This is a genomic window from Pseudomonas sp. PsB, from assembly GCF_043658375.1.
Lineage (GTDB): Bacteria > Pseudomonadota > Gammaproteobacteria > Pseudomonadales > Pseudomonadaceae > Aquipseudomonas > Aquipseudomonas putida_Z.
Genome location: NZ_JBIGLU010000028.1, coordinates 12,329 through 36,758, shown reverse-complemented (window position 1 = coordinate 36,758; position 24,430 = coordinate 12,329). Strand labels below are relative to the sequence as shown.

Genomic DNA, 24,430 nt, shown 5'->3' with positions numbered 1-24,430 from the left:
GCAGGCAGCACTGCTCAACGCCCACCACGCCCATAAGCCTGGCTGATCCGGTCGATCACCATGGCAAGGGCGACGATCGCCAGCCCGGCCTCGACGCCTTGGCCGACATTCAGGGTCTGGATCCCCGACAGCACATCCTCGCCCAGCCCGCGGGCGCCAATCATCGAAGCCACCACCACCATCGACAGGGCCATCATCACCGACTGGTTGAGCCCGGCCATGATGCTCGGCAGCGCCAGCGGCAGGGCGATGCGCCGCAACCGCTGCCAGCGGCTGGCACCCAGGCCATGGGCGGCTTGCAGCAGCGAAGGGTCGATCTGGCTCAGGCCCAGTTCGGTCAGCCGCACCAGCGGTGGCAGGGCATAGATCAGCGTGGCGAACACGGCGGGCACCTTGCCCAGGCCGAACAGCATCAGCACCGGGATCAGGTAAACAAAGGCCGGCAAGGTCTGCATCACATCCAGTACCGGTAACAGCAACCGCTTCGCCAGCGGCCGGGCAGCCAGCAGGATGCCCAGCGGCACGCCCACCAGCACGCAGAGGCCGGTACTGACCAGCACCAACGCCATGGTCTGCAGCAGTTTGTCCCACAACCCGAGCATGCCGATCAGGGCCAGCAGCGCCACCAGTACCGCGCTGCGCAGTACGCTGCGGCTGGCATGCCAGGCCAGCAGGCCGATCAGCAACAGCAGCAGCCACCACGGCAGCAGGCGCAGCAGGGTTTCCAGGCCGACCAGCAGTTGCAGCAACTGGTCCGAGACGCTGCGCAGGTGATCGCCGTAATGCAGCACCAGCCAGTCGACCAGCCGGTTGACGCTGTCGGCAAAGGAGAATCGCAGGGCTTCGGGGAAGCCGCCGCTCACAGGCTGCCCTCGACCTTGCTGGCAATGTCCGCAGGCAACCAGGCTTTCCACACCTCGCGGTTATCGCGCAGGAAGGTGAGGGCAGCGTCGCGGGGCGGCGTGCGCTTTTCGCTCATGTCGGCCAGTGCCTTGTTCAGACGGTCGATGGGCAGGTCGACCCGCTCGAACACCCTCACCAGCTCCGGGTAGCCCTCGCGAAAGGCCTTGGATACGCCAATCGACAACTTGGCCGGCAGCGAGCTGCTGCCCTTGGGCTCGGGGTTGCCGGCATCGGTGAGGGTGGCCCAGGCCTGGGCATCGAACGGCGGCTCTTGCAGGCGTATGAGTTTGTAACGCCCCATCAAAGGGGTCGGGTTCCAGTAGTAGAACAGCACCGGCTGGCCACGGCGGATGGCTGAGCCGATTTCGGCATCCATTGCAGCCCCGGAGCCACTGCGGAAGTTGGTATAGAGATCATTCAGCCCGTAGGCCTTGAGTTTCTGGCTGTTGACGGTTTCGGATGTCCAGCCGCTGGGGCTATTCAGAAAACGCCCTTTGCCGGGTGACTCGGGGTCGCGGAACACCTGCGGGTAACGCTTGAGGTCCTCGACGCTGCGCAATTCCGGCGCCACGGGTTTCAGCTTGCGTGCCGCATCGCCCTCGATCACGTAGGCCGGCACCCACCAGCCTTCTTCGGCGTTCTTGACCGTGTCGCCCAAGGCGAACACCTGGCCGGCCTGTTCTGCCTTGACCCAAGCCGGACTGCGCCCGGCCCATTCCTCGGCGATTACCTGCAGGTCGTTGCGCGCCAGGGCCACTTCCATGCTGACGGTGCTGCCGGGCAGGGTGTCGGTGGTGTAGCCGTAGCCACGCTCCACGATCAGCCGCAGGATCTCGGTGGTGAGGGCACCGCTTTCCCAGCCGATGGCACCAAAGCGAATGGGCGTGGTGCGTTCTGCCGAGGCGGCGCTGTCGGTGCTGGCCAGGCCTACGGCGAGCAACAGGCCGGCCAGCAACGTCGGAATCTTTTTCATGGGGCCTCTTGGAGTGGCGCTACTGAGTTGCCGCAAGTGTAGACGACCGGCTCCAGGCCCGGCAGGAAGGCCGCTGCACGCGATTGGCAGCGGCCTGCAAGTGACTCAGACGCGGAACTGGTCCATCAGCGCCTGTTGCTGGTTGGCCAGGCTGTTCAGCGACTGGCTTACGCGCGCCGACTCGTTGGCCTGCCCCGACAGCGATTCGGTGACATCACGGATGGTTGCCACGTTGCTGTTGATTTCCTCGGCCACTGCGCTCTGCTCCTCGGCGGCCGAGGCGATCTGCAGGTTCATGTCGGTGATCACCGTCACTGCCTGGCCGATGCGCTGCAGCGCGGTGACGGCCTGGCCAACCTGCTGCACGCCGCCCTGGGCCTGGCGGTGGCTGTTGTCCATGGCCCCGACCACTTCGCGAGTGCCGTTCTGCAAGGCCTCGATCACCTGGCGGGTTTCCTCCACCGATTCCTGGGTACGCTGGGCCAGGTTGCGCACCTCGTCCGCGACCACGGCAAAGCCACGGCCGGCTTCACCGGCACGGGCCGCCTCGATGGCGGCATTGAGCGCAAGCAGGTTGGTCTGCTCGGCGATCGAGCGGATCACTTCCAGCACCGAACCGATCTTCTCGCTGTTCTGCGCCAGGCCTTCCACCTCGGCCATGGCGTTGCTCATGTCGGCGGCCAGGGCATCGATGCTGTGGGTGGTGCGGTCGATCACCGCCAGGCCTTCGCGGGTGGCCTGGTCGGCGTCGCGGGCGGCCTGCGCGGCCTGGGCGGCGCTGCGGGCGACGTCCTGGGCGGTGGCACTCATCTCGTGCGAGGCAGTGGCTACCTGGTCGACCTGGCGGTACTGCTGCTCCATGCCGGCGCTGGTCTGGGTGGCAATTGCCGAAGACTGGTCGGCGGTGCCACGGGCAGCCTGCACCGAGCGTTTGACCTCGGCGATGGTCGGCTGCAGCTTGTCGAGGAAGCGGTTGAACCAGCCGGCCAGTTCGCCCAGTTCGTCCTGCTTCTGGTAGGTCAGGCGGCGGGTCAGGTCACCTTCGCCGCTGGCGATGTCCTTGAGCATGCTTGCCACGCCGAGGATCGGCCGGGTAACGCCGCGGGCCATCAGCCACACCATCAGCAGGCCGGCAATCGCCGCCGCCAGGCCCAGGCCAAGTTCCAGCAGGGTGCCGCTGGTGTTCAGCGCGTCCAGTTCCTGTTTCAGCGCTTCGGCCGGCCCGGTCAGGGCGTTTTCCGGCACATCCAGCAGCACGCCCCAGGGCTGGGCATCCGGAATCGGCCGGAACGCGGCCAGCACTTTCAGGCGCTGCTGGTCGTGCACGATGGTCATCTTGCCGTCGGCCAGCTTGCGCACCAGTTCGGCACCCTTGGCGGTGTCGACCTGGTCGAAGCGCTGGGCCAGCTTGCTGGCGTCGGCGCTGTAGCCGGCCAGCAGGCCGACCGGGCTGAGGATGCCGACCGTGGTGCGGCCTTCGTACAGGCTGCGGCTGGCCTCCTGGCTCAGGGCTTGCAGGCTGTTGAGGTTGATGTCGATGGACAGGGTGGCGATCACCTTGCCGTCGACTGCCAGCGGGAAGACGATGCTGGTCATCAGCACCTGCTGGCCATCGATGTCGTAGAAGTAGGGCTCCACCACGCACACCTTGCCGGATGTGCGCGGGCACACCCACCAGGTATTGGCTGGCTGGCCGCTGGGGCCGATCTCGGTGTTGGCCATGTCATGCTCGGGCAGGGCCATGGCCGTCAACTGGCCGACACGCGGCTGCGACCAGTACAGGGCGAAGCGCCCGGTTTCGTTGCTGCCCAGATCCGCCTTGCCGGCGAACAGGCTGTCCTTGTTGTCCAGGGCGTTGGGCTCGAACACCAGCGACAGGCCGAGCAGCTCAGGGTTGGCTTGCAGGGCGGCGCGCACCTGGCGGGTCATGTCCTCGCGCAGGTCGAAGGCATCGAGAAAGCGCTTTTCCGCCTGCTCGCGCAGGAACAGCACCTGGCGGGCGAAACCGGCGCCGTACTGGTAGGCGTCCATGAACTGGCGGCGGATGTTCAGCGCCTGCACCTCGCCCTGCGACTCGATGCGCGACTGCGCCGACTCGGTCAGCATCTGCATGCTGCTGGCCTTGACCAGGTCCGAGCTGTGGTCCATGCGGTACAGCGACAGGCCGACGAGCAGGGTGACGATGCCGGCCAGGCAGAGACCGGCGAGCAGGGTGATCTTCCACTGGATGGAAAGTTGTCGCAAAGGCATGGGGTGGGTCCCTTTTTTTGGGCAGTAAGGGTTATGGCTTTGGGGCTGGGCGGGGTTGAGAGGTGCCTGGCTGGGGATGTGTGTCGCCTGTGAGATCGAGCGCCGCCCGCGCAGCGCTTCGCAGCACAAGGCTGCTCCTACATCTGTTTCGGGCCAGTAAAGCCTGCGCCAGCGCGCGCGACCGCCTTGTTTGTCCGACACGGTATCGAGGTGGACGCCAAGGGCCCGCGCGCCCCTACCTCAGGAATAACTGGCCCGAAACAGATGTAGGAGCAGCCTTGTGCTGCGAAGCGCCGCGCGGGCGGCGCTCGATCTCACAGGCGACAGAAATCTCCAGCCAGGCATCTCCCAGCCTTCCCACCATATCGGCCCATCCCATTTTTTCTTTATTCAAACATTCAATTTAAATTTCAGCCCTCCGTGTAATCCGCCGCAACATGGCGCTTTTGACATCTGCTGCCCACTGCTTCAGAGTGCGCGCTTTTTTTCTGTCGCAATGAGGTAAGCCAACCATGAATGCAGTGATCGCCGCGGTCGGCATCATGCTGATACTCAGCCTGTCCCGCGTGCACGTGGTCATCGCCCTGATCATCGGGGCTCTGGCCGGTGGGCTGGTGGGCGGCCTGGGTATCGAGGGTACGCTCAAGGCCTTCAACGGCGGCCTCGGCGGCGGGGCCACGGTGGCCCTGTCCTATGCACTGCTGGGCGCCTTTGCCGTGGCCATCGCCAAGTCCGGCCTGGCCCATGCCCTGGCCGACCGCGCCCTGGCCATGATCGACCGCCAGGGCCATGCCAATGGCGGCAAGGTCAAATGGTTGCTGGTCGGCCTGATGCTGGTGGTGGCGGTGTCGTCGCAGAACATCCTGCCTATCCACATCGCCTTCATCCCCTTGCTGGTGCCGCCGCTGCTGTACGTGCTGACCCGCCTGCGCATCGACCGCCGGCTGATCGCCTGCGTGATCACCTTCGGCCTGATCACCCCGTACATGTTCCTGCCGGTGGGCTTTGGCAACATCTTCCTCAACGAAATCCTGCTCGCCAACGTTGCCCGCGCGGGTGTCGACGTGAGTGGCGTGAATGTCACCCATGCCATGGCCATCCCGGCAGCCGGCATGCTGGCTGGCCTGTTGCTGGCGGTATTCATCAGTTACCGCAAGAAGCGTGACTACGACCTGGCGCGCATCGAGCAGGTGGAGCAGGTGAGCGTGCAGTACAACCCGCTGACCCTGCTGGTGGCCGGGCTGGCGATTGCCTCGGCGTTCATCGTCCAGTTGTGGCTGGACTCGATGATCATCGGCGCCATGGTCGGCTTCCTGATCTTCTCGCTGTCGGGCATCGTGCGCTGGAAGGACACTGACGACCTGTTCACCGAAGGCATGAAGATGATGGCCATGATCGGCTTCATCATGATTGCCGCCTCGGGCTTTGCCGACGTGATGAAGGCCACCGGTGAGGTGAAGAGCCTGGTGGAAACCTCGGCGCAGTGGATCGACCACAGCAAGGGCATCGGTGCCTTGCTGATGCTGCTGGTGGGCCTGCTGGTGACCATGGGCATCGGCTCGTCGTTTTCCACCGTGCCGATCCTGGCCGCAATCTTCGTGCCGCTGTGCGTGCAGCTGGGCTTCGACCCGCTGGCCACCGTGTGCATCGTTGGTACCGCCGGTGCCCTGGGCGACGCCGGCTCGCCTGCCTCGGACTCGACCCTGGGCCCGACCTCGGGGTTGAACGTGGATGGCCAGCACCACCACATCTGGGACACCGTGGTGCCCACCTTCATCCACTACAACCTGCCACTGCTGGCGTTCGGCTGGTTGGCGGCGATGACGCTGTAAGACGGGGAGGGCGTCAGCCCTTGTCGGGCGGCGGCGAGATGCTGTTGAGCACGGTGCTGCCGTCCTTGCTGCGGGTCAGGTAGACCGGCAGCACCTTGGGCAGGTTGTTGACCAGGCGCCCCACCTCACGGGTGTTGTAGATGCCGCTGATGCGGATGCGGCCGGTGCTGGCGTCGGCCAGCAACAGCGGTGCGTCGAGGTAGCGGTTGATAATCGGCAGGGCCTGTTCCAGGCTCAGGTTGTCGAGCACCAGCTTGCCGTCGCGCCAGGCCAGGCTGTTGCCGTAGTCGTCGCTCTGCTCCAGTTGCGGCTCGAAGTCGCCCTTGTGATAGCTGGCCTGCATCCCCGGGCCCAGGCGGTAGCCACCGGCGCTGCCGTCGCTGGATACCAGTACCGAACCCTCCACCAGGGTGACCTTGACCTGGTCCTGGTACTTCCACACGTTGAACTGGGTGCCGGTGACGCGGGTCTGGCCGCGACCGGCATGCACGATGAACGGGTGGCTGCTGTCGTGCTGCACCTTGAAGAACGCCTCGCCACGCTTGAGCGTGACCTGGCGCTGGTCCTTGTAGTTGAGGTAGGTGAGCTCGGTGTTGAGGTTGAGCTGCACTGTGCTGCCGTCGCTCAGTTGCACGGTCTGCATGTGCGCGCCGGCTTCGAAGTGCTGGTAGTGGTTGGGCAGCCAGCCTTGTTCCCAGCCCACCCAGCCGGCCAGCGGCAGCACCGCCAGGGCGATTGCGGCAGCGGATGCCAGCGGCCGCCAGTTGCGCGGGCGCGCGGCCTGTTGCACGGGCGGGTTGAAGTCGATGACAGTGGCATTGCGCGGCAGCAGGTCGGCGGTTTGCCAGATTTCCAGCATCGCCTGGTATTCCTCGGCATGCCGCGGGTCGGCCGCCAGCCAGCGGGCGAACGCCTCGCGCTCGCCCGCCGTGCAATCTTCGGCGTGCAGGCGCATGCACCAGTGCGCGGCGGCGTCGGTGATGGCATCGTCTGGGCTGGGATTGAGGCGGTCGTGGTTCATTGCGGCTCCGGGTTTTGCGCATTCTACCCTTGCTGGAGGGCTCCCGAGAACCGAGGTAATGGCGAATGACTATCAGTTGTGCCGGTTTTCGTCGGATTGGTGATGGTTTTTCAGCGTTTGAGAACCCTTCGCGCAGGTAAATTCAGGCTGAAATCGTTGGGGCTGCTGCGCAGCCCTTTCGCGACACAAGGCCGCTCCCACAGGTACAGCGCTGCCCGATGGGTTGGTGCGATACCTGTGGGAGCGGCCTTGTGTCGCGAAAGGGGCGCATAGCGCCCCCAGCGGCTCATCAGAACTGTGCCGCCTCCAAACCATACAGGCTGCCACTACCCGCCCGGATACTGGCCTCCAGCCCCAACCCCCGCGGCAAGACCCGCTGGAAGAAGAACTCCGCACACGCAAGCTTGGCCCCATGAAACGCGGCATCCTCGTCACGCCTGGCCAATGCCACCGCCGCCATCCGCGCCCACATGTAGGCATACGCAGTCAGCCCGAACAGCTGCAAATATTCCACCGCCACCGCGCTGACCAGGTTGGCATCCTCGCCGGCCCGCCCCCGCAGCCAGGCGCTGGTGGCCTCCAGCCGCGCCAGGCTCGCTTGCAGGGCTTCACGGTGCAGCGGCGCATCCACGCTGAAGGCCCGCACTTCGGCGGCAAAGCTGGCCAGCGCCTGGCCACCGTCGGCCAGCACCTTGCGCCCGAGCAGGTCGAGGGCCTGGATGCCGTTGGTGCCTTCATAGATCTGCGCAATGCGCACGTCGCGCACCCGCTGCTCCTGGCCCCATTCGCGGATGTAGCCATGGCCGCCATACACCTGCTGGCCGAGCACGCAGCTTTCCAGGCCGTTGTCGGTGAAGAACGCCTTGGCCACCGGCGTCAGCAGCGCCACCAGGCGCTGCGCATGCTCGCGCTCGCCAGCGTCTTCGGCGTAGCGCGCCAGGTCCAGCTGCTGGCCGACGTAGGCGGCAAACGCCCGCCCACCTTCGGTGAGGGTGCGCATGGTCAGCAGCATGCGCCGCACGTCGCCGTGGTGGATGATCGGGTCGGCAGCCTTGTCTTGTGCCTGCGGGCCGCTGGCGGCGCGGCTTTGCAGGCGTTCATTGGCGTAGCGGGCGGCGCTCTGGTAGGACGCCTCGGCACAGCCGATGCCCTGGATGCCGATGGACAGGCGCTCGTAGTTCATCATGGTGAACATCGCCGCCAGGCCCTTGTTCGGTTCGCCCACCAGGTAGCCGACGGCACCATCGAAATTCATCACGCAGGTGGCCGAGGCCTTGATGCCCATTTTGTGTTCGATCGAGCCGCAATGGGCGGCGTTGCGCGCCCCCAGGCGGCCATCGGCGTCGACCAGGTACTTGGGCACCAGGAACAGCGAGATGCCCTTGGCGCCGGTGGGTGCATCCGGCAGCTTGGCCAGCACCAGGTGGACGATATTCTCCGTCAGGTCCTGTTCGCCGCCGGTAATGAAGATCTTGCTGCCGCTGATGCGATAGCTGCCGTCGGCCTGGGGCTCGGCGCGGCTGCGGATCAGCCCCAGGTCGGTGCCGGCATGGGGTTCGGTGAGGCACATGGTGCCGGCCCAGCGGCCTTCGTACAGGGGCGGCAGGTAGGTGGCCTTGAGCGTTTCGCTGGCATGGGCATCGATCGCCAGGCAGCTGCCGGCGCTCAACGCCGAATACAGGCTGAAGCTGCAATCGGCGGCGTAGAGCATTTCTTCGAACAGCACACCGAGCATTTTCGGCATGCCCATGCCGCCGTGCTCGGGGTTGCCGCCCAGGCCGACCCAACCGCCTTCGCGGTAGGTGTGCCAGGCCTCGCGGAAGCCGTCAGGGGTAGTGACTTCGCCTGCGGCAAAGCGCACGCCTTGCTCGTCACCGTTGCGGCTGAGCGGGGCAATCAGCTGGCCGGTGACCTTGGCTGCTTCCTCGAGGATGGCATCGGCGGTATCGGCGTCGATGCGCTCGGCCAGGGCAGGCAGGCGGGCCCACAGGGCCGGGGCGTTGAACACATCATGCAGGACGAAGCGCATGTCGCGCAGGGGGGCTGTGTAGGTGGTCATCGGTAGCTCTTGAAAAGTGGGAAATCTGGGCTGGCCTCTTCGCTGGTAAACCCGCTCCCACAGGGATCGCGCCAAACCTGAGCACATTGCTGTACCTGTGGGAGCGGGTTTACCCGCGAAGAGGCCGCTACGGGTTCAGAGGGCTTTGGCCCGGTCGCGCAGCACGTACTTCTGGATCTTGCCGGTGGAGGTCTTGGGCAGTTCGCCGAACACCACGGTCTTCGGCACCTTGAACCCGGCCAGGTGCTCGCGGCACCAGCTGGTGATGTCGGCTTCGCGGGTGTCTTCGCGGCCCGGCTTGAGGGCAATGAAGGCGCACGGGGTTTCCCCCCATTTTTCATCCGGACGCGCTACCACCGCGGCTTCCAGTACCGCCGGGTGCTTGTACAGGGCGTCCTCGACCTCGATGGTGGAGATGTTCTCGCCACCGGAAATGATGATGTCCTTGAGCCGGTCCTTGATCTCGACATAGCCGTCGGCGTGCCACACGGCCAGGTCACCGGTGTGGAACCAGCCGCCACGGAAGGCTTCGACGGTGGCCTCGGGGTTCTTCAGGTAGCCCTTCATCACCGTGTTGCCGCGCATGAAGATCTCGCCCAGGGTGTCGCCGTCGCGCGGCACCGGCTCGAGGGTTTGCGGGTCGGCGACCATCAGGCCGTCGAGGGTCGGGTAGCGCACGCCCTGGCGGGACTTGATCCGTGCGCGCTCTTCCAGCGACAGTTCATCCCATTCGTCATGCCAGGCACACACGGTCACCGGGCCGTAAACTTCGGTCAGGCCGTAGGTGTGGGTGACCTGGATGCCCATCTCTTCCACGGCGCCGATGACCTTGGCAGGTGGCGCGGCGCCGGCGACCATGGCCTGCACCGGGTGCTCGATGGCCGCCTTGGCCGCCTCGGGCATGTTTACCAGGGCGTTGAGCACGATCGGCGCGCCGCACAGGTGGCTGACCCGGTGCTCGCGGATCAGGGTCAGGATCTTCTGCGGGTCGACCCGGCGCAGGAACACATGGGTGCCGGCCAGCGCGGTGATGGTCCATGGGTAGCACCAGCCGTTGCAGTGGAACATCGGCAGGGTCCACAGGTACACCGGGCGATGGCCCATGCCCCAGACCATCTGGTTGCCCAGGGCGTTCAGGTAAGCGCCACGGTGGTGGTAGACCACGCCCTTGGGGTTGCCGGTGGTGCCGGAGGTGTAGTTGAGCGAGATCGCCTGCCACTCGTCATCGGGCCATTCCCAGGCAAAGTCCGGGTCGCCTTCGGCGAGGAACGCCTCATAATCCAGTTCGCTGACCGCACGGCCTTCGCCGTACTCCGGGTCATCCACATCCACCACCAATGGCGGGTGCTCGAGCAAGGCCAGGGCCGCCTCGATGACGCTGTGGAACTCGCGGTCGGTGATCAGCACCTTGGCCTCGCCATGCTGCAGCATGAAGGCGATGGCCTCGGCGTCCAGGCGTACGTTCAGGGTATTGAGCACGGCGCCGGTCATGGGCACGCCAAAATGGGCTTCGAGCATGGCCGGAATGTTGGGCAACATCACCGCCACGGTGTCGCCACGGCCGATACCCCGGCCCACCAGGGCGCTGGCCAGGCGTCGGCAGCGTTGGTAGGTCTGCTGCCAGTTGCGGCGGATGGCACCGTGGATCACCGCCGGGTAGTTGCCGTATACGGCAGCGGTGCGTTCGATGAAACTCAGCGGGGTGAGGGCGACATGGTTGACGGCAGCGGGCATCAGGCCCTGGGCATAGATCGACATGCGGTAATCCTGTAGGGGAGGCAGGCACAACCTGTGCGCTTGACCCCCGGTGGCTGATTGTTAGCTCTGTTCAGGGTGCAGGGAGGCGGACGGTGGGCCGCTCCCCCTTGTCGCAGTTTTACGCGAGTCGCTATGGTATTAGGAATATCGACTATAGCAATATAGTAAAACTACTATAACAACGAGCCGCCTACCGTGGACAACACTGCCTATCCCTTGCTCGCCAAGGACCCGCAACCCAGCCTGATGCTGGCCGGCGATGCCAGGCCGCTGGCACTCAACCCGGCGCTGCAGGCCTGGGTCGATGAAGGCCCGGCCCTGGCCAGCTGGCTGCCGGGCAACTGCGCCGCCCTGGTGCGCGCCTGCCTGCGCCAGCGCCGGGCGATCGCCGATGTCGAGGTGCAGGTCGGCGAACGCATCGTGCTGTGGAGCTTCATCCCTGACGACCAGGGCCAGCAGGTGCTGGCGCGTTGCCGCGACGCCAGCGACGAGCGCCATGGCGCACGCGAGGCCAGCCGCGCCCGGCGCCTGTACCGGCTGATCATCGAGAACACCACCGACCTGATCTCCCGGCACAGCCCCGACGGCCGCTTCCTCGATGCTTCGCCGGCAGCATTCCGCCTGCTTGGCCTGTGGCCTGAACAACTGCGCGGCATGGCCGTGCACACCCTGCTGCACCCGCGCGAGCGCCGCCAGGTGCTGCGCCAGGCCGCCGCCGCCCTGGACCAGGACGGCTACCACACCATGACCTGCCGGGTGCGCCAGGCCGCAGGCGGCTACCGCTGGTTCGAAATCGCCAGCCGGGCCATCCGCGAAACCTACACCGGCGCGGTGGTGGAGGTGGTCAGCGTGTCCCGCGACATCACCCTGCGCATCGAAGCCCAGGAAAGCCTGGCGCACAGCGCCCGGTTGGCCACCTTGGGCGAGCTGGCTTCGGGCATTGCCCACGAGATCAACCAGCCGTTGGCCGCAGTGGTCAACTATGCCAATGCCAGCCAGCGCTACTTGCAGGGCCTGGAGCGCGACCCGCAGGCCCGCGAGCGGGTGGCGCAGGGCCTGCAACGCATCAGCGAACAGGCCACCCATGCCGCTGAAGTGATCCGCCGCCTGCGCGCCTTCCTGCGCAAGGGGCCGCGCCGCCTGCAGGCGCTGGATGTGGCCGAGGTGGCCGGCGAAGCCATGCGCCTGTGCGCCTGGGAAGCCGCGCGTGACCAGGTGGTGGTCGAGTTGCGCATGAGCGCGCAGCTGCCCTTGGTGTATGCCGACCGGGTACTGCTGGAGCAGGTGCTGTTGAACCTGCTGCGCAACGCCATCGATGCCAACCGCGAGCAGCATGGCGAGCGGCCGTCACGTATCCTGCTGGGCGCTGCGCGCGATGGCGATGGCGTGCTGGTCGAGGTGGTCGACCAGGGCCCGGGCGTGGCGCCCGAGCGCCTGGATGAAATCTTCACGCCGTTCACCACCAGCAAGGCCGACGGCCTGGGCCTTGGCCTGAGCATGAGCCGCAGCCTGATCGAGGGCTTTGGCGGCAGCCTGTGGGCGCGTGCCGGTGACAATGGCGGTCTGGTACTGTGCTGCCGCCTGGCGGTCAGCAGGGGATAAGGGGAGATGGCGGTGCAAGCGAAAGTGTATGTGGTCGATGATGACCAGGGTATGCGCGACTCGACGGTGTGGCTGCTGCAGTCGGTGGGCTTGCAGGCCTTGCCGTTCGCCGGCGGGCAGGCGTTTCTCGACGCCTGCGTCGACGATGGGCCGGCCTGTGTGCTGCTGGATGTGCGCATGCCTGGGCTGGGCGGGTTGGCGGTGCAGCAGGCGATGCGCGAGCGTGGCCTGGGGTTGCCGGTGATCTTCGTCAGCGGCCATGCCGATGTGCCGATCGTGGTGCGGGCATTCAAGGCCGGCGCCTGCGACTTCATCGAAAAGCCCTACAACGACCAGTTGCTGCTCGACAGCGTACAGGCTGCGCTGGAGAGCGCCGGGCGGGCACGCCAGGACGACCAGGCGCTGGCCCGGGTGCAGGCGCGCATCGACGGGCTGACCCCACGCGAGCGCGACGTGTTCGTGCCGTTGGCCCAAGGGTTGAGCAACCGCGAGATTGCCGAGCGCCTGGGGGTGAGCGTGAAGACGGTGGACCTGTACCGGGGGCGGGTGATGAAGCGGTTGCAGGCCGATAGCCTGGCGGAGTTGGTGGGCATGGCCATTGCCTGCGGGGCGGTGGAGGCACTGAGCCTGCGAACACCGTAGCAGGCCTTGACGCATGGCCTGTAGGAGCGGCCTTGCGTCGCGATGGGTCGCGAAGCGGCCCCAGGTTTTGTGCCCCAGCAGAAATTGCCGGGGCCGCTTTGCGGCCCATCGCGACACAAGGCCGCTCCTACAGGGGCAGCGCAAGGGGCAGAAATCATGAAATTTTCCATAGCAACCTAATCAAAGCTTTGACATTCACTGCCTAGGCAGTAATATTTTTACACAATTACCCGAGCAGCCTCCGATGGCCCATTTCTCCCCCGAAAACTTCCAGACCTGCGCCATCGGCATGCTGCTTGGCCGCGCGGCGATCCTCAAGGACCGCATTCTCGACTGGCACCTCGAATCCGAAGGCGTCACCGCCGCGCAGTTCAAGGTGCTGATCATCGTCACCCAGTACCAGGTGGACACCCCGGCCGAGCTGTGCCGCTACCTGGGCCTGGACAGCGGGTCGATGACCCGCATGCTCGACCGCCTCGAGCAGAAGGAGCTGATCGTGCGCAACCGCTGCGCCGACGACCGCCGCCAGGTGCGCCTGGCCCTTACCGCCGATGGCCAGCGCCTGGCTGACCGCCTGCCGGAAATCGGCGCGGCAGCCATGAACGAGTTGTGCGGCGCGCTGGCAGCCGAAGAGCTCGAGACCCTGGAAGGCCTGCTGGCCAAGGTCCTGCTCGCTGCCGGCGACCCGTTGACGATCCGCCGCTTCGGCGATCGTTGAACCCTGTCACGAATTATCCAAGGTATTGTCATGGCCACTCCCGCAGACACCCCGACTCCCTCCGCCGCGCCCGAACCGTCGCGCAAGCGCAAGGCCTGGCTGCTTGGCCTGGTGTTGCTGCTGATCCTTGCCGGCGTTGGTGCCTGGGCCTGGTACAGCCTGGTCGGGCGCTGGCACGAAAGCACCGACGATGCCTACGTCAACGGCAACGTGGTAGAGATCACCCCGCTGGTCACCGGCACCGTCACCAGCATCGGTGCCGATGACGGCGACCTGGTCCACGCAGGCCAGGTATTGCTGCAATTCGACCCGGCCGACAGCCAGGTGGCCTTGCAGTCCGCCGAAGCCAAGCTGGCGCGCAGCGTGCGCCAGGTGCGCGGGTTGTACAGCAACGTCGACGCGCTCAAGGCGCAGCTGGAAACCCGCCAGGCCGAGCTGCGCAAGGCCCGCCAGGACTTCAACCGGCGCAAGGTGCTGGCCGACAGCGGTGCGATTGCCGCAGAAGAATTGTCCCATGCCCGCGATGACCTGAGCGTGGCCGAGGCTGCCGTCAACAGTGCGCGCCAGCAGCTCAGCACCAGCAGCGCGCTGGTCGATGACACCGTGGTGTCCTCGCACCCCGAGGTGATGGCCGCCGCCGCCGACCTGCGCCAGGCCTACCTCGACCATGCCCGCACCACCCTGGTGGCACCGGTCACCGGCTACGTCGCCAAGCGTACCGTGCAGCTGGGCCAGCGCCTGCAACCGGGCACCGCGACCATGGCGGTGATCCCGCTGGACCAGGTGTGGATCGACGCCAACTTCAAGGAAACCCAGCTGCGCGACATGCGTATCGGCCAGCCGGTGCAGATCAGCGCCGACCTGTACGGCAGCGAGGTCAGGTACAGCGGCACGGTCGACAGCCTTGGCGCCGGCACCGGCAGCGCCTTCGCCCTGTTGCCGGCGCAGAATGCCACTGGTAACTGGATCAAGATCGTCCAGCGCGTGCCGGTACGCATCCACCTCAGCCCCGACCAGCTCAAGGACCACCCGCTGCGCATCGGCCTGTCCACCGTGGTCGAGGTCGACCTGCACGACCAGAGCGGCCCGGCCTTGGCCCAGCAGCCACCGCAGCAGGCCAGCTACACCACCCAGGTGTATGACCGCCAGCTGGTCGAAGCCGACAACCTGATCGCCCGGCTGATCCACGAAAACAGCGCAACCGGCAAGACGGCCCAGCGATGAGCAACAACGCTGCTGCCCAGTTCACGCCACCGAGCCTGCTGCTGACCACCATCGGCCTGTCGCTGGCGACGTTCATGCAGGTGCTCGACACCACCATCGCCAACGTGGCCTTGCCGACCATTTCCGGCAACCTGGGGGTGAGCTACGAGCAGGGCACCTGGGTCATCACTTCGTTCGCGGTGAGCAACGCCATCGCCTTGCCGCTGACCGGCTGGCTCAGCCGGCGGTTCGGCGAGGTGAAGCTGTTCATCTGGGCCACGCTGCTGTTCGTGCTGGCCTCGTTCCTGTGCGGTATTGCCCAGTCGATGCCGGAACTGGTCGGTTTTCGCGTGTTGCAGGGCGTGGTGGCCGGGCCGTTGTACCCGATGACCCAGACCTTGCTGATCGCCGTCTACCCGCCGGCCAAGCGCGGCATGGCCCTGGCGCTGCTGGCGATGGTCACGGTGGTGGCGCCGATTGCCGGGCCTATTCTCGGGGGCTGGATCACCGACAGCTACAGCTGGCCGTGGATCTTCTTCATCAACGTGCCCATCGGCCTGTTCGCCGCCGCCGTGGTGCGCCAGCAGATGCGCACCCGGCCGGTGGTCACCAGCCGCCAACCGATGGACTATATCGGCCTGCTGACGCTGGTCATCGGCGTTGGCGCCTTGCAGGTGGTGCTGGACAAAGGCAATGACCTGGACTGGTTCGAGTCGTCGTTCATCATTGTCGGCAGCCTGATCTCGCTGGTGTTCCTGGCGGTGTTCGTGATCTGGGAACTGACCGACCGTCACCCGGTGGTCAACCTGCGCCTGTTCGCGCACCGCAACTTCCGCGTCGGCACCATCGTGCTGGTAGGGGGCTATGCCGGGTTCTTCGGCATCAACCTGATCCTGCCGCAGTGGCTGCAGACGCAGATGGGCTATACCGCTACCTGGGCCGGCCTGGCGGTGGCGCCGATCGGCCTGTTGCCGGTGCTCATGTCGCCGTTCGTGGGCAAGTACGCGCACCGCTTCGACCTGCGTGTGCTGGCCGGGCTGGCGTTCCTGGCGATCGGCAGCAGCTGCTACATGCGTGCCGGGTTCACCAGCGAGGTGGACTTCCAGCATGTGGCGCTGGTGCAGCTGTTCATGGGCATTGGCGTGGCGCTGTTCTTCATGCCGACCTTGAGCATCCTGCTGTCCGACCTGCCACCGCAGCAGATTGCCGATGGCTCGGGCCTGGCGACTTTCCTGCGTACCTTGGGCGGCAGTTTCGCGGCGTCGCTGACCACCTGGATCTGGATTCGCCGGGCGGACCAGCACCATGCCTACCTGAGCGAACACATCAGCCAGTTCGACCCGGCCACGCGGCATACCCTGGAGCAGCTGGGCGGGGCCAGCCCGCAGAGCTATGCGCAGCTGGAGCAGATACTCAACGGGCAGGCGTACATGATGTCGACGGTGGACTACTTCACCCTGATGACCTGGGTGTTTGCCGGGTTGATCCTGCTGGTGTGGTTCGCCAAACCGCCCTTTACCGCCAAGGCGGGGCCGGCGTCGGCAGGGCATTGAGCCGGGCCAGAACAAGGCCCGGGCTCTTTGCCAGATGCCAGGTCAGGCACTCGCTGCTGCGTACCAGGGCCGCTGCATGCGCAGCACCAACCGGTCGATTTGCGGCACCAGCAGGTTGCCGGCCAGCACGGCGAAGCAGAGGCCATCGGCGTACAGCCCGAATTCGCGAATCAGCTCGGTCAGCGTGCCGACGGTCACGCCGAAGAGGATGCGACCGGCGCGGGTATCGGGGCTGGTGACCGGATCGGTGGCGATGAAGAAGGCGGTGAAGAGATAGCCGCCGAGGCTGAGGTTGTACACGGCTTCCTGCAGGCTGTGGCCGGCGGCCATGCACAGCAATACTGTGCTCGCGATCATCGCCAGCGGAATCTCGATGCGGATCACCCGCAGCGAAGCCAGCAGCAAACCGCCGGCAATGTAGCCGTACCCCGACAGGTTGTGGGTGACATGGGTGAACTCGTTCTGCGCCAGTTGAGTGGCGCCAGCGAACGCATCGAGTTCAAGGCGTGGCGCCAACTGTAGCTGTTGCAGCAGAACCGCCTTGGCGTCCAGGGCTGCGGTCCAGGGGGCATGGTTCGATGGCGCGGGGTACAACTGCTGGTAGAAGCAGATGGCGACCACCCCCAGGCCAACCATCGCAGGGTTGAGGCGGTTGCGACCAAGGCCTCCACTGGCGTGCTTGCACAGTGCCAGCGCGGCAAAGCTGGCCAGGGCGATCATCCACAACGGCACCATCAGCGGCAATGCCCGAGCCAGTATCAGGCCCAGCACCAGCCAGCTGAGGTCGCTCAAACCCTTGCGTACGTCATGCCCGCGCAGGCGCAGCAGGGCGGCTTCGAAGCCCAGGGCGAACAGCACGCACCAGAAGGCCTGCAACCAGACCACGACGCCGAATTGCCAGGCATACAGGACGGTGCCCGGCAGCAGGCACAGGACGACCAGCAGCATCACCGTGCGCAGTCGTTGCGGGATGGGGTGGCGTATCAGGCTCATGCGCGGACCTCCGTCTTGCTCTGGCGGAAGCGTTCGCGCAGCGGGATATTGCTTCGGCAGATGCTGCTGCAGCTGCCGCATTCGATGCAGGCGTCCAGGCGCAGCTCTTGCAGGCTGGCCTTGTCCAGGCGTTCTGCGGCAGCGTAGAGGTCCAGCGGCCTGAGCGACATCGGGCAGACATCCACGCAGCGCGTGCAGCGAATGCAACTGCTGGCGGGGCGAGCAGCCGGCAGGTAGCGCTCGGCGCCGAATATCAGGCAACTGCTGGTCTTGCTGACGAAGGCGTTGGCGTCCGGTAGCGGCTGCCCCATCATCGGGCCGCCGACCTGGGTCAGCTGCCCAGTGGAGGACGCGCCAGCAATCGCGCGCAGTTCGCTGACCGGGTAACCCACCGGCACCCGCACATTGCCCGGGCGCTCGCAGTCACCGGTCAGTGTCAGCACGCGGCTGGTCAGTGGTTCGCCCTGGAAGACGGCCCGGCCCAGTGCGTAGAGGGTTGCGACATTCAGCGCCAGCACGCCGATATCGGCGGGGCGGCTCCCCGGGGCCAGGTTGCGGCCACTGAGGCTCTTGATCATCAACGGCTGCCCACCTGCCGGGTAACGCTCCGGAAGTGGACAAATCTCGACCCGGGTGCGCGCCTGGCGAGCGGCGGCACGTAACGTGGCCATCGCCTCCGGCTTGTTGGTTTCGATGCCGAAACGGGTAGTCGTTATTCCCAGCAGCGCGGCGACATAGTCGGCGGCCTCGATCAACGCTTCGGCATTCTCACGCATTAGGCGGTCATCGCAGGTAAGGAAGGGCTCGCATTCGGCGCCGTTGATCAGCAGCAGATCGGGCTGCTGTGCGCCGGCCAGCTTGAGGGCAGTCGGGAAACCCGCACCACCAAGGCCGACTATGCCCATCTGCAAGGCGCGCTCGACCAGCGCCTCTGGCGTTTGCGGCAGGCTCGGCGCCGGGCGCTCGAGCCACTCATCCAGGCCATCTGCGTTCAGGATGACGGCCATGACCGGCTCGGCCGAGTCGGCCGCGAAGACGTGATCGATCCGGTCCACGATGCCGGAGGTACTGGCATGCACCCAGGCGGTGGTGTTGTCGCCAATACCGATCACTTCGCCCTTGCGCACATGCTGCCCCGGCTGCACGCAAGGCTGGACAAACCGCCGACCCCGCCCGAGGGGGATCGCCAGCTGGATTTTTCCGATTGCGACGGGGGCAACAGGGTTGGCGTTGGACAGTTCCTTGTATCCCCTGAGCTCGATCCCTCCATGCCAACTACGCTGAGAGGATGAGGCGATGGCCAGCAGACGGCGCCAGAAAGTTTTCTGTTGCGGCTGACGCTGGGCGCGGATGCGGCTCTGCAGGCGTTCGACGCTCTGCAACGAATGGCTAGACATTTACTGTCCTCCAATTTTTGGGCAAAGAACGCCCCTGTGCGCTTATGCACATGGTTGTTTTATTGCTTCCGGGACGTTAAGCGGAAAGGGAGGGGGGATGATTGATCACCCGCGCAGATCAGAGTGCTCAATGAGGATTTTGTTCGGTTTTTGACCAGGTTTGCTGATGAACGGTAGGCCAATTGCCATCTCGCAATTCTGGTGAAATAGCCTGCGCCGCGAACGGGCGGCCAGAGTCGGCGAGGTGTCGAATGATGCGCGCAAGCCTGCTGGTGATGCTGGTGACGTTGCTGTATGGCTGCGGCGAAAGGATCGAACGCTTTGGCGGGCCGACCATGGGCAGCACGTATTCGATCCAGTACGTACCCACCGCGCAGGCGCCCGGCGCGCAGCAGGTAAAGGCCGAAGTCGAGAGGATTCTCGAGGCGCTCGACAAGCAGTTTTCCAACTGGCGCGGCGATTCCGTGGTTGCCCGTTTCAACGCTCTGCCGGCCGGCGCCTGTCAGGCGGTGCCGGAAGAGATGCAGCACTTGCTGGTGTACGGTGTGTCCCTGTTCCGCGAGAGTGGCGGGGCTTTCGACCTGACGGTCCTGCCATTGATGAACCTCTGGGGCTTCGGCCCGCAGTCACGCGGCAGGCAGGTGCCGGACGCCAGCGCACTGGCGCGAGAGCAGGCACGGGTAGGCCTGCAGCACTTGCACCTGGATGGAGAAAAGCTGTGCAAGGATGTGGCAGCGCAGCTGGATTTCGACAGCATGCTCGCCGGTTATGCAGTGGACCGGGTGGGTGACAGGCTTGCGGCCCTGGGTATCCAGGCCTATCTGGTCGAGATCACCGGTGAACTCAAGGGCGTCGGCCGCAAGCCGGATGGCTCGCCCTGGCGCATCGCCCTCGAGGTACCGAGTGGCGGGAGCGAGCAGCAAGTGGAGCGCGCCATCGCCCTGGATGGCTACGGCGTTGCCACCGCCGGCGATTATCGCAACTATTTCGAGGAAGGTAGCCAGCGCTACTCGCACACCTTCGACCCCCGTGTCGGCAGGCCGGTCAAGCACGCGCTGGCGGCAGTGTCGGTGGTCGACCCTTCGGTGCTGCGTGCCGATGCCCTCGATACATTGTTGATGGTGCTCGGCCCGGAGGAAGGCTATGCCTTCGCCGAGCGGCATGAAATAGCTGCCTACTTCATCATGCACCAGGGGCTGGGTTTCGTTGCGCGGGCGACGCCGCGATTCGAGACGTTGTTTCCCCAGCAGGGCACGCCCAGGCAGTAGCAGCAGGAAAGGTCATTCCCACGCGCAGCCTTTTCCCCTATTGTCGATGCTCCCTTTCCAAACGATTGGCAGACCCATGGAGAAAGTCATCGTCATCACCGGTGCCAGCCGCGGCATCGGCGCCGCCACGGCGCTGCTGGCCGCCCGCCAGGGCTACCGCATCTGCATCAACTACCACGCCGACGACCAGGCCGCCGAGGACATCCTCGGCCAGGTCCGCGCCCTGGGCGCCAAGGCCATCACCGTGCGCGCCGACGCCAGTGTCGAGGATGAAATCATCCAGCTGTTCCAGCGCGTGGACGAAGAACTCGGCCCGGTCACCGCGCTGGTCAACAACGCAGGCACCATCGGCCAGCAAAGCCGGGTCGAGGACATGTCCGAGTTCCGCCTGCTCAAGGTCATGAAGACCAACGTCGTCGGCCCCATGCTCTGCGCCAAGCACGCACTTAAGCGCATGGCACGCCGGCACGGCGGGCCGGGCGGGGCCATCGTCAACGTGTCATCGGTGGCCGCACGCCTGGGCTCGCCCAACGAATACGTGGATTATGCCGCCTCCAAGGGCGCCCTCGACACCTTCACCATTGGCCTGGCAAAGGAAGTGGCAGGCGAGGGCGTGCGGGTAAATGGTGTGCGGCCAGGCTACATCCATACCGGGTTCCACGCGCTGTCGGGCGACCCCGACCGGGTCAGCAAGCTCGAGCCCGGCTTGCCCATGGGCCGCGGCGGGCGCCCCGAGGAAGTGGCCGAGGCCATCCTCTGGCTGCTCTCGGACAAAGCCTCGTACTCCACCGGCAGCTTCATCGACCTGGGCGGCGGGCGCTGAGCGTGCCGGTCAATCCTCCAGCAGCGTGCGTACCCGTTCGGCCAGCACTTCCAGCTCGAACGGCTTGGTCAGCACCTGAGTGCCTTGCAGCAACTGGCCGTCACTGAGCGCCGCGCTTTCGTCGTAGCCAGTGATGAACAGTACCCTGAGGTCGGGGTGGCGCTCGCGGCAACGTTCAGCCAACTGGCGGCCATTCAGGCCGCCGGGCAGGCCGATATCGCTCAACAGCAGGTCTGGCCGCTCGCCAGCTTGCAGGTGGGCGAGGGCGGCCGGGCCGTTCTCGAATGCATCGACCCGATAACCCAGTTCTTCCAGCACCTCGCAGACGACCACGCGCAAGGCGGCCTGGTCTTCGACCAGCAGGATACGCTGCGTGGCGCCGCTGCTTTTTTCCAGCAATGTGCGCGGTGGCCTGGGGGCGGAGGCTTCGGGGTGCTGGTGGTGGCGGGGAAGCAGCAGCTCGATGCGGGTGCCTTCGCCAAGTGTCGACAACACCCGTAGCTGCCCACCCGACTGGCGCACGAAACCATAGGTCATCGACAAGCCCAGCCCAGTGCCGTGGCCCATCGGCTTGGTGGTGAAGAACGGGTCGACGGCGCGCTCGGCCACCTCCGCCGACATGCCATTGCCGTTGTCGCTGATGCTCAGCCGTACGTATTCGCCAGCTGGCAGTTCCAGTGCACGGGCTTGCTGGTCGTCGAGCAGCAGGTTGTCACCGAGGATATCGATCACGCCGCCGGCGGGCATGGCATCGCGGGCATTGATGCACACGTTGAGCAGGGCGCTTTCCAGTTGCGGCGGGTCGATGAAGGTCGGCCACAGCTGGCAGGGGAATTGGCTGGTCAGGGTGATGGAGGGACCGATGGTGCGGCGCAGCAGCTCTTCCATGCCGCCCACCAGCGTGGCCACCTGCGTGGAGCAGGGCTGCAGGGTCTGCTGACGGGAGAATGCCAGCAGCCGGTGTACCAGCGAAGAGGCCCGCTGCGCCGAGTCGCTGGACAGCTTCAGCAACGGCTCCAGGGCGTCGAAACGGGATTGTTCCAGGCGTTGGCGCATCAGCTCCTGGGCACTGAGGATGCCGCCCAGCAGGTTGTTGAAGTCGTGGGCGATGCCGCCACTGAGCTGGCCGACCGCTTCCATCTTCTGTGCCTGGCGCAGGGCTTCCTCGGCCTTGGCCTGTTCTGCCAGTGCCGCATTCACCCGTTGTTCCAGCTCCTCGTTCAGGCGCTGCAGGGCCTGCTCTGCCCGTCGGCGTGCGGTGACGTCCTTGAACAGTACCGCCACCTGGCGCTTTTCGGCCGGCTCTACACGGAAGGTGGTCACCGACAACACATGGCCGGTGGCGACCAGCTCCTGCTCGAAATGCAGCGGCTCGCCCGTGCGCAGCACCGCGCCATAACGAGCGACCCAGTCGTCTGCCTCATCGGGCACCATCTCGCGCAGTTTCTGCCCGACCACGTTGGGGATGCCGGCGTGCTTGGCATAGGCCGCATTGGCCAGCACATGCACATAGTCGCTCAGCGGGCCGTGCGGGCCGTCGAAGAACTCGATGATGCAGAAGCCCTCGTCCATGGTGTCGAAGAGCGAGCGGTAGAAGTCCTGGTCGTGTTGCTGATGGCTTGCCAGGCGGGCTTCCAGCAGCGCGTTCTGTTGCTGCAGGGCTTCGACTTGTTGGCGCAGTGAAAGCAGGTCGCGGGAGGGCATGCCGACGTCCGACAGTGGATGAAGCCCAGACTTTAGCGTGTTCGGCAACAGGCGAATAGCCAGTCAACGCGGGTGTGGCGCAATGGCCAGCAGCCGCTCGATCCGTTCGCCAAGGGTGCTCAGGTCGAAGGGTTTGTGCAGCAGTTCGGTGCGCCTGTCGGGCCGGGCAAAGTGCATCGTATCGGCAGTGTCGTAGCCGGTAATCAGCAATACCGGGGCATGCTCCACAAGGTTTTGGTAGGCCTCTGCAAGCTGATTACCGTCAACCCGCCCAGGCAGGCCGACATCGGTGATCAGCAAGTCCGGTGGTGGCCCTTCCTGCAACGACTCAAGCGCCGAGTGGCCGCCCTCGAAAGCTTGCACCTGGTAGCCCAGCTCCGTCAGCACTTCGACCAGCACCAGGCGCAAGGCCGGTTGGTCTTCCACCAGCATGATCCGGCACCCGCGCGCCTGCAGGGGCGTGGTGGCGGATGTGGCTGGCTCGTCGTGGCAGGTTGCGGGAGCGCTCCGGTCCCGGGGCAGGTACAGGTGAACGCAAGTGCCTTGCCCAGTGACGCTGTCGAGCAGCAACTGCCCCCCGGACTGGCGGACAAAGCCATAGGCCATGGACAACCCCAGGCCGGTGCCCTGGCCCAGTGGCTTGGTGGTAAAGAAGGGTTCGAGGACGCGTTGCAGCACCTCACTGGACATGCCCATGCCGGTGTCCTCGACACTAATGTGCAGATACTGGCCCGTCGGCAGGTCCAGGCGCTTGGCCTCGGCCGCTGCGAGATCGGCGTTTTCGCAGCCGATGCGCAAGGTGCCGCCCAGCGGCATGGCGTCACGGGCGTTGATGCACAGGTTGAGCAGAGCGTTCTCCAGCTGCTGTGGATCGATGCGGATCGACCATTGCGCGGCCAGCGTGCGGTCCTGAAAGTCGATGTGCGGGCCGGTCGAGCTGCGGATCAGGTCATGCATGTCGGCGACCAGGCGCTGCACATCCACCGCTTGTGGCAGCAGCGTCTGCTGGCGCGAAAAGGCCAGCAACCGCTGCACCAAGGCTGCGGCGCGCAGTGCGTTGCTGCGGCCGAGGTCGAGCATGCGGGCGGTGTCGGCAAGGCGTTGCTGGCCCAGGCGTTGCTCTGCCAGCTCCAGTGCGCCAAGCAGGCTGCCCAGCAAGTTGTTGAAGTCGTGGGCGATGCCACCGGTCAACTGGCCGACCGCCTCCATTTTCTGCGAATGGCGCAGGGCTTCTTCGGCCTGGCGCAGGCGCTCCTGCTCGGCCACGCGCTCGGTGATGTCATAGGCGAACAGGTACCCGCCCTGGACTTGCTGCTGCGCATCGTGCAACGGGTGGTAGCGAATCTCGTAATGGCGCGGGGAGTCAGGCGGGCCGAGAGTGATGGTGTCGATGAAGGCTTCGCCGGCCAGCACGCGTGGCCACACCGGTGCCAGGCGGCCCATGATGTCAGGCTGGTTGAGCAGGAACTGCGGCACGTAATCGCCGATCTGCGGCACGAAGCCACGGTAATGCGCGAAGGTTTCCCGGGCCATGCGGTTGATCGCTATCAGGCGCATGCTGCGGTCGGCAGCAAACACGTTGGCCAGGCTGTTGTCGAGCAATTCGCCCAGTAGGCGGTTGTGGGCCTGTGCAGTGTCGTCGCGCTCGGCCAGGCGAGCTTCCAGTTCTGCGACACGCGCTTGCAGCTGTGCCAATGACGGGAGCGAATCTGCTTGCATGGCGAGGGCCCG

Annotated in this window: 18 protein-coding genes and 1 pseudogene; 8 read left to right on the top strand and 11 right to left on the bottom strand. The window is 65.8% G+C overall.

Features of this window, described 5'->3' with window-relative positions; genetic code table 11:
• Nucleotides 1-14: 14 nt before the first annotated feature.
• From ACGLHT_RS24240 to ACGLHT_RS24225, 4 genes and pseudogenes are all read right to left on the bottom strand, one after another.
• Complete coding sequence (locus tag ACGLHT_RS24240) at nt 15-863, bottom strand: proline/glycine betaine ABC transporter permease (RefSeq protein ID WP_137163736.1); 849 nt, start codon at nt 861-863, stop codon at nt 15-17.
• Complete coding sequence (locus ACGLHT_RS24235; RefSeq protein ID WP_274120696.1) at nt 860-1,876, bottom strand: ABC transporter substrate-binding protein; 1,017 nt, start codon at nt 1,874-1,876, stop codon at nt 860-862. The genes ACGLHT_RS24240 and ACGLHT_RS24235 overlap by 4 nt, the downstream gene beginning before the upstream one ends.
• Nucleotides 1,877-1,981: 105 nt before the next feature.
• Nucleotides 1,982-2,737 carry a methyl-accepting chemotaxis protein gene (locus tag ACGLHT_RS24230; protein ID WP_370290277.1) on the bottom strand — a complete coding sequence of 252 codons (756 nt, stop codon included), beginning with the start codon at nt 2,735-2,737 and terminating at the stop codon, nt 1,982-1,984.
• Nucleotides 2,738-2,839: 102 nt separating this feature from the next.
• A pseudogene (locus ACGLHT_RS24225) lies at nt 2,840-3,805 on the bottom strand (HAMP domain-containing protein); the annotation flags it as partial.
• A gap of 833 nt (nt 3,806-4,638) precedes the next feature.
• On the opposite strand from ACGLHT_RS24225, the gene ACGLHT_RS24220 reads away from it, so the two are divergent.
• Nucleotides 4,639-5,958 (top strand): Na+/H+ antiporter family protein, encoded by a 1,320-nt coding sequence (locus ACGLHT_RS24220; protein WP_085616997.1) that lies wholly within the window; start codon nt 4,639-4,641, stop codon nt 5,956-5,958.
• Nucleotides 5,959-5,971: 13 nt separating this feature from the next.
• On the opposite strand, the gene ACGLHT_RS24215 is transcribed toward ACGLHT_RS24220, so the two are convergent.
• From ACGLHT_RS24215 to ACGLHT_RS24205, 3 genes are all read right to left on the bottom strand, one after another.
• Entirely contained in the window at nt 5,972-6,979 is a 1,008-nt protein-coding gene (locus ACGLHT_RS24215) for a FecR family protein (RefSeq protein ID WP_274120693.1), read from the bottom strand.
• Nucleotides 6,980-7,268: 289 nt separating this feature from the next.
• A complete protein-coding gene (locus ACGLHT_RS24210) occupies nt 7,269-9,038 on the bottom strand; it encodes an acyl-CoA dehydrogenase C-terminal domain-containing protein (protein WP_274120692.1) in 1,770 nt (589 codons plus the stop codon).
• 135 nt (nt 9,039-9,173) lie between these two features.
• Nucleotides 9,174-10,796 (bottom strand): acyl-CoA synthetase, encoded by a 1,623-nt coding sequence (locus ACGLHT_RS24205; RefSeq protein WP_075045019.1) that lies wholly within the window; start codon nt 10,794-10,796, stop codon nt 9,174-9,176.
• Nucleotides 10,797-10,991: 195 nt separating this feature from the next.
• On the opposite strand from ACGLHT_RS24205, the gene ACGLHT_RS24200 reads away from it, so the two are divergent.
• From ACGLHT_RS24200 to ACGLHT_RS24180, 5 genes are all read left to right on the top strand, one after another.
• Nucleotides 10,992-12,398 carry a sensor histidine kinase gene (locus tag ACGLHT_RS24200; protein ID WP_274120691.1) on the top strand — a complete coding sequence of 469 codons (1,407 nt, stop codon included), beginning with the start codon at nt 10,992-10,994 and terminating at the stop codon, nt 12,396-12,398.
• 6 nt (nt 12,399-12,404) lie between these two features.
• Nucleotides 12,405-13,040: a response regulator transcription factor gene (locus tag ACGLHT_RS24195; protein ID WP_274120690.1), complete on the top strand. Its 636-nt coding sequence runs from the start codon at nt 12,405-12,407 to the stop codon at nt 13,038-13,040.
• 244 nt (nt 13,041-13,284) lie between these two features.
• A complete protein-coding gene (locus tag ACGLHT_RS24190) occupies nt 13,285-13,758 on the top strand; it encodes a MarR family winged helix-turn-helix transcriptional regulator (protein ID WP_025338875.1) in 474 nt (157 codons plus the stop codon).
• A 30-nt stretch (nt 13,759-13,788) separates the two neighbouring features.
• Nucleotides 13,789-14,982, top strand: coding sequence for an HlyD family efflux transporter periplasmic adaptor subunit (locus ACGLHT_RS24185; protein ID WP_025338876.1), 1,194 nt, complete (start codon nt 13,789-13,791; stop codon nt 14,980-14,982).
• Nucleotides 14,979-16,514 carry a DHA2 family efflux MFS transporter permease subunit gene (locus ACGLHT_RS24180; RefSeq protein WP_025338877.1) on the top strand — a complete coding sequence of 512 codons (1,536 nt, stop codon included), beginning with the start codon at nt 14,979-14,981 and terminating at the stop codon, nt 16,512-16,514. The genes ACGLHT_RS24185 and ACGLHT_RS24180 overlap by 4 nt, the downstream gene beginning before the upstream one ends.
• Nucleotides 16,515-16,556: 42 nt before the next feature.
• Here the strand turns inward: ACGLHT_RS24180 and ACGLHT_RS24175 are convergent, their stop codons facing one another.
• Nucleotides 16,557-17,507 (bottom strand): RnfABCDGE type electron transport complex subunit D, encoded by a 951-nt coding sequence (locus tag ACGLHT_RS24175; RefSeq protein ID WP_274078804.1) that lies wholly within the window; start codon nt 17,505-17,507, stop codon nt 16,557-16,559.
• The gene (rsxC, locus tag ACGLHT_RS24170) at nt 17,504-18,904 is read right to left on the bottom strand and encodes an electron transport complex subunit RsxC (protein WP_274120689.1); all 1,401 of its coding nucleotides are present in this window, start codon (nt 18,902-18,904) and stop codon (nt 17,504-17,506) included. Before rsxC ends, ACGLHT_RS24175 begins: the two co-directional genes overlap by 4 nt.
• 251 nt (nt 18,905-19,155) lie before the next feature.
• Here rsxC and ACGLHT_RS24165 point away from each other — a divergent pair, with 251 nt between their 5' ends.
• Both ACGLHT_RS24165 and ACGLHT_RS24160 read left to right on the top strand, forming a co-directional pair.
• Complete coding sequence (locus tag ACGLHT_RS24165; protein WP_274078806.1) at nt 19,156-20,172, top strand: FAD:protein FMN transferase; 1,017 nt, start codon at nt 19,156-19,158, stop codon at nt 20,170-20,172.
• A 76-nt stretch (nt 20,173-20,248) separates the two neighbouring features.
• Nucleotides 20,249-20,995, top strand: coding sequence for an SDR family oxidoreductase (locus ACGLHT_RS24160; RefSeq protein ID WP_274078807.1), 747 nt, complete (start codon nt 20,249-20,251; stop codon nt 20,993-20,995).
• 9 nt (nt 20,996-21,004) lie between these two features.
• On the opposite strand, the gene ACGLHT_RS24155 is transcribed toward ACGLHT_RS24160, so the two are convergent.
• Nucleotides 21,005-22,699, bottom strand: coding sequence for a response regulator (locus tag ACGLHT_RS24155; protein WP_274078808.1), 1,695 nt, complete (start codon nt 22,697-22,699; stop codon nt 21,005-21,007).
• A gap of 63 nt (nt 22,700-22,762) precedes the next feature.
• Entirely contained in the window at nt 22,763-24,418 is a 1,656-nt protein-coding gene (locus tag ACGLHT_RS24150; protein ID WP_274120688.1) for a PAS domain-containing sensor histidine kinase, read from the bottom strand.
• Nucleotides 24,419-24,430: the final 12 nt, after the last annotated feature.

Bases quoted from the DNA above. Each gene is read 5' to 3' on its own strand.
- ACGLHT_RS24155 (WP_274078808.1), bottom strand. From the start codon at position 22,699: ATGCCCTCCCGCGACCTGCTTTCACTGCGCCAACAAGTCGAAGCCCTG.
- ACGLHT_RS24190 (WP_025338875.1), top strand. From the start codon at position 13,285: ATGGCCCATTTCTCCCCCGAAAACTTCCAGACCTGCGCCATCGGCATG.
- ACGLHT_RS24150 (WP_274120688.1), bottom strand. From the start codon at position 24,418: ATGCAAGCAGATTCGCTCCCGTCATTGGCACAGCTGCAAGCGCGTGTC.
- ACGLHT_RS24205 (WP_075045019.1), bottom strand. From the start codon at position 10,796: ATGTCGATCTATGCCCAGGGCCTGATGCCCGCTGCCGTCAACCATGTC.
- ACGLHT_RS24210 (WP_274120692.1), bottom strand. From the start codon at position 9,038: ATGACCACCTACACAGCCCCCCTGCGCGACATGCGCTTCGTCCTGCAT.
- ACGLHT_RS24165 (WP_274078806.1), top strand. From the start codon at position 19,156: ATGATGCGCGCAAGCCTGCTGGTGATGCTGGTGACGTTGCTGTATGGC.
- rsxC (WP_274120689.1), bottom strand. From the start codon at position 18,904: ATGTCTAGCCATTCGTTGCAGAGCGTCGAACGCCTGCAGAGCCGCATC.
- ACGLHT_RS24220 (WP_085616997.1), top strand. From the start codon at position 4,639: ATGAATGCAGTGATCGCCGCGGTCGGCATCATGCTGATACTCAGCCTG.
- ACGLHT_RS24195 (WP_274120690.1), top strand. From the start codon at position 12,405: ATGGCGGTGCAAGCGAAAGTGTATGTGGTCGATGATGACCAGGGTATG.
- ACGLHT_RS24235 (WP_274120696.1), bottom strand. From the start codon at position 1,876: ATGAAAAAGATTCCGACGTTGCTGGCCGGCCTGTTGCTCGCCGTAGGC.
- ACGLHT_RS24215 (WP_274120693.1), bottom strand. From the start codon at position 6,979: ATGAACCACGACCGCCTCAATCCCAGCCCAGACGATGCCATCACCGAC.
- ACGLHT_RS24175 (WP_274078804.1), bottom strand. From the start codon at position 17,507: ATGAGCCTGATACGCCACCCCATCCCGCAACGACTGCGCACGGTGATG.
- ACGLHT_RS24160 (WP_274078807.1), top strand. From the start codon at position 20,249: ATGGAGAAAGTCATCGTCATCACCGGTGCCAGCCGCGGCATCGGCGCC.
- ACGLHT_RS24185 (WP_025338876.1), top strand. From the start codon at position 13,789: ATGGCCACTCCCGCAGACACCCCGACTCCCTCCGCCGCGCCCGAACCG.
- ACGLHT_RS24230 (WP_370290277.1), bottom strand. From the start codon at position 2,737: ATGGAGCAGCAGTACCGCCAGGTCGACCAGGTAGCCACTGCCTCGCAC.
- ACGLHT_RS24180 (WP_025338877.1), top strand. From the start codon at position 14,979: ATGAGCAACAACGCTGCTGCCCAGTTCACGCCACCGAGCCTGCTGCTG.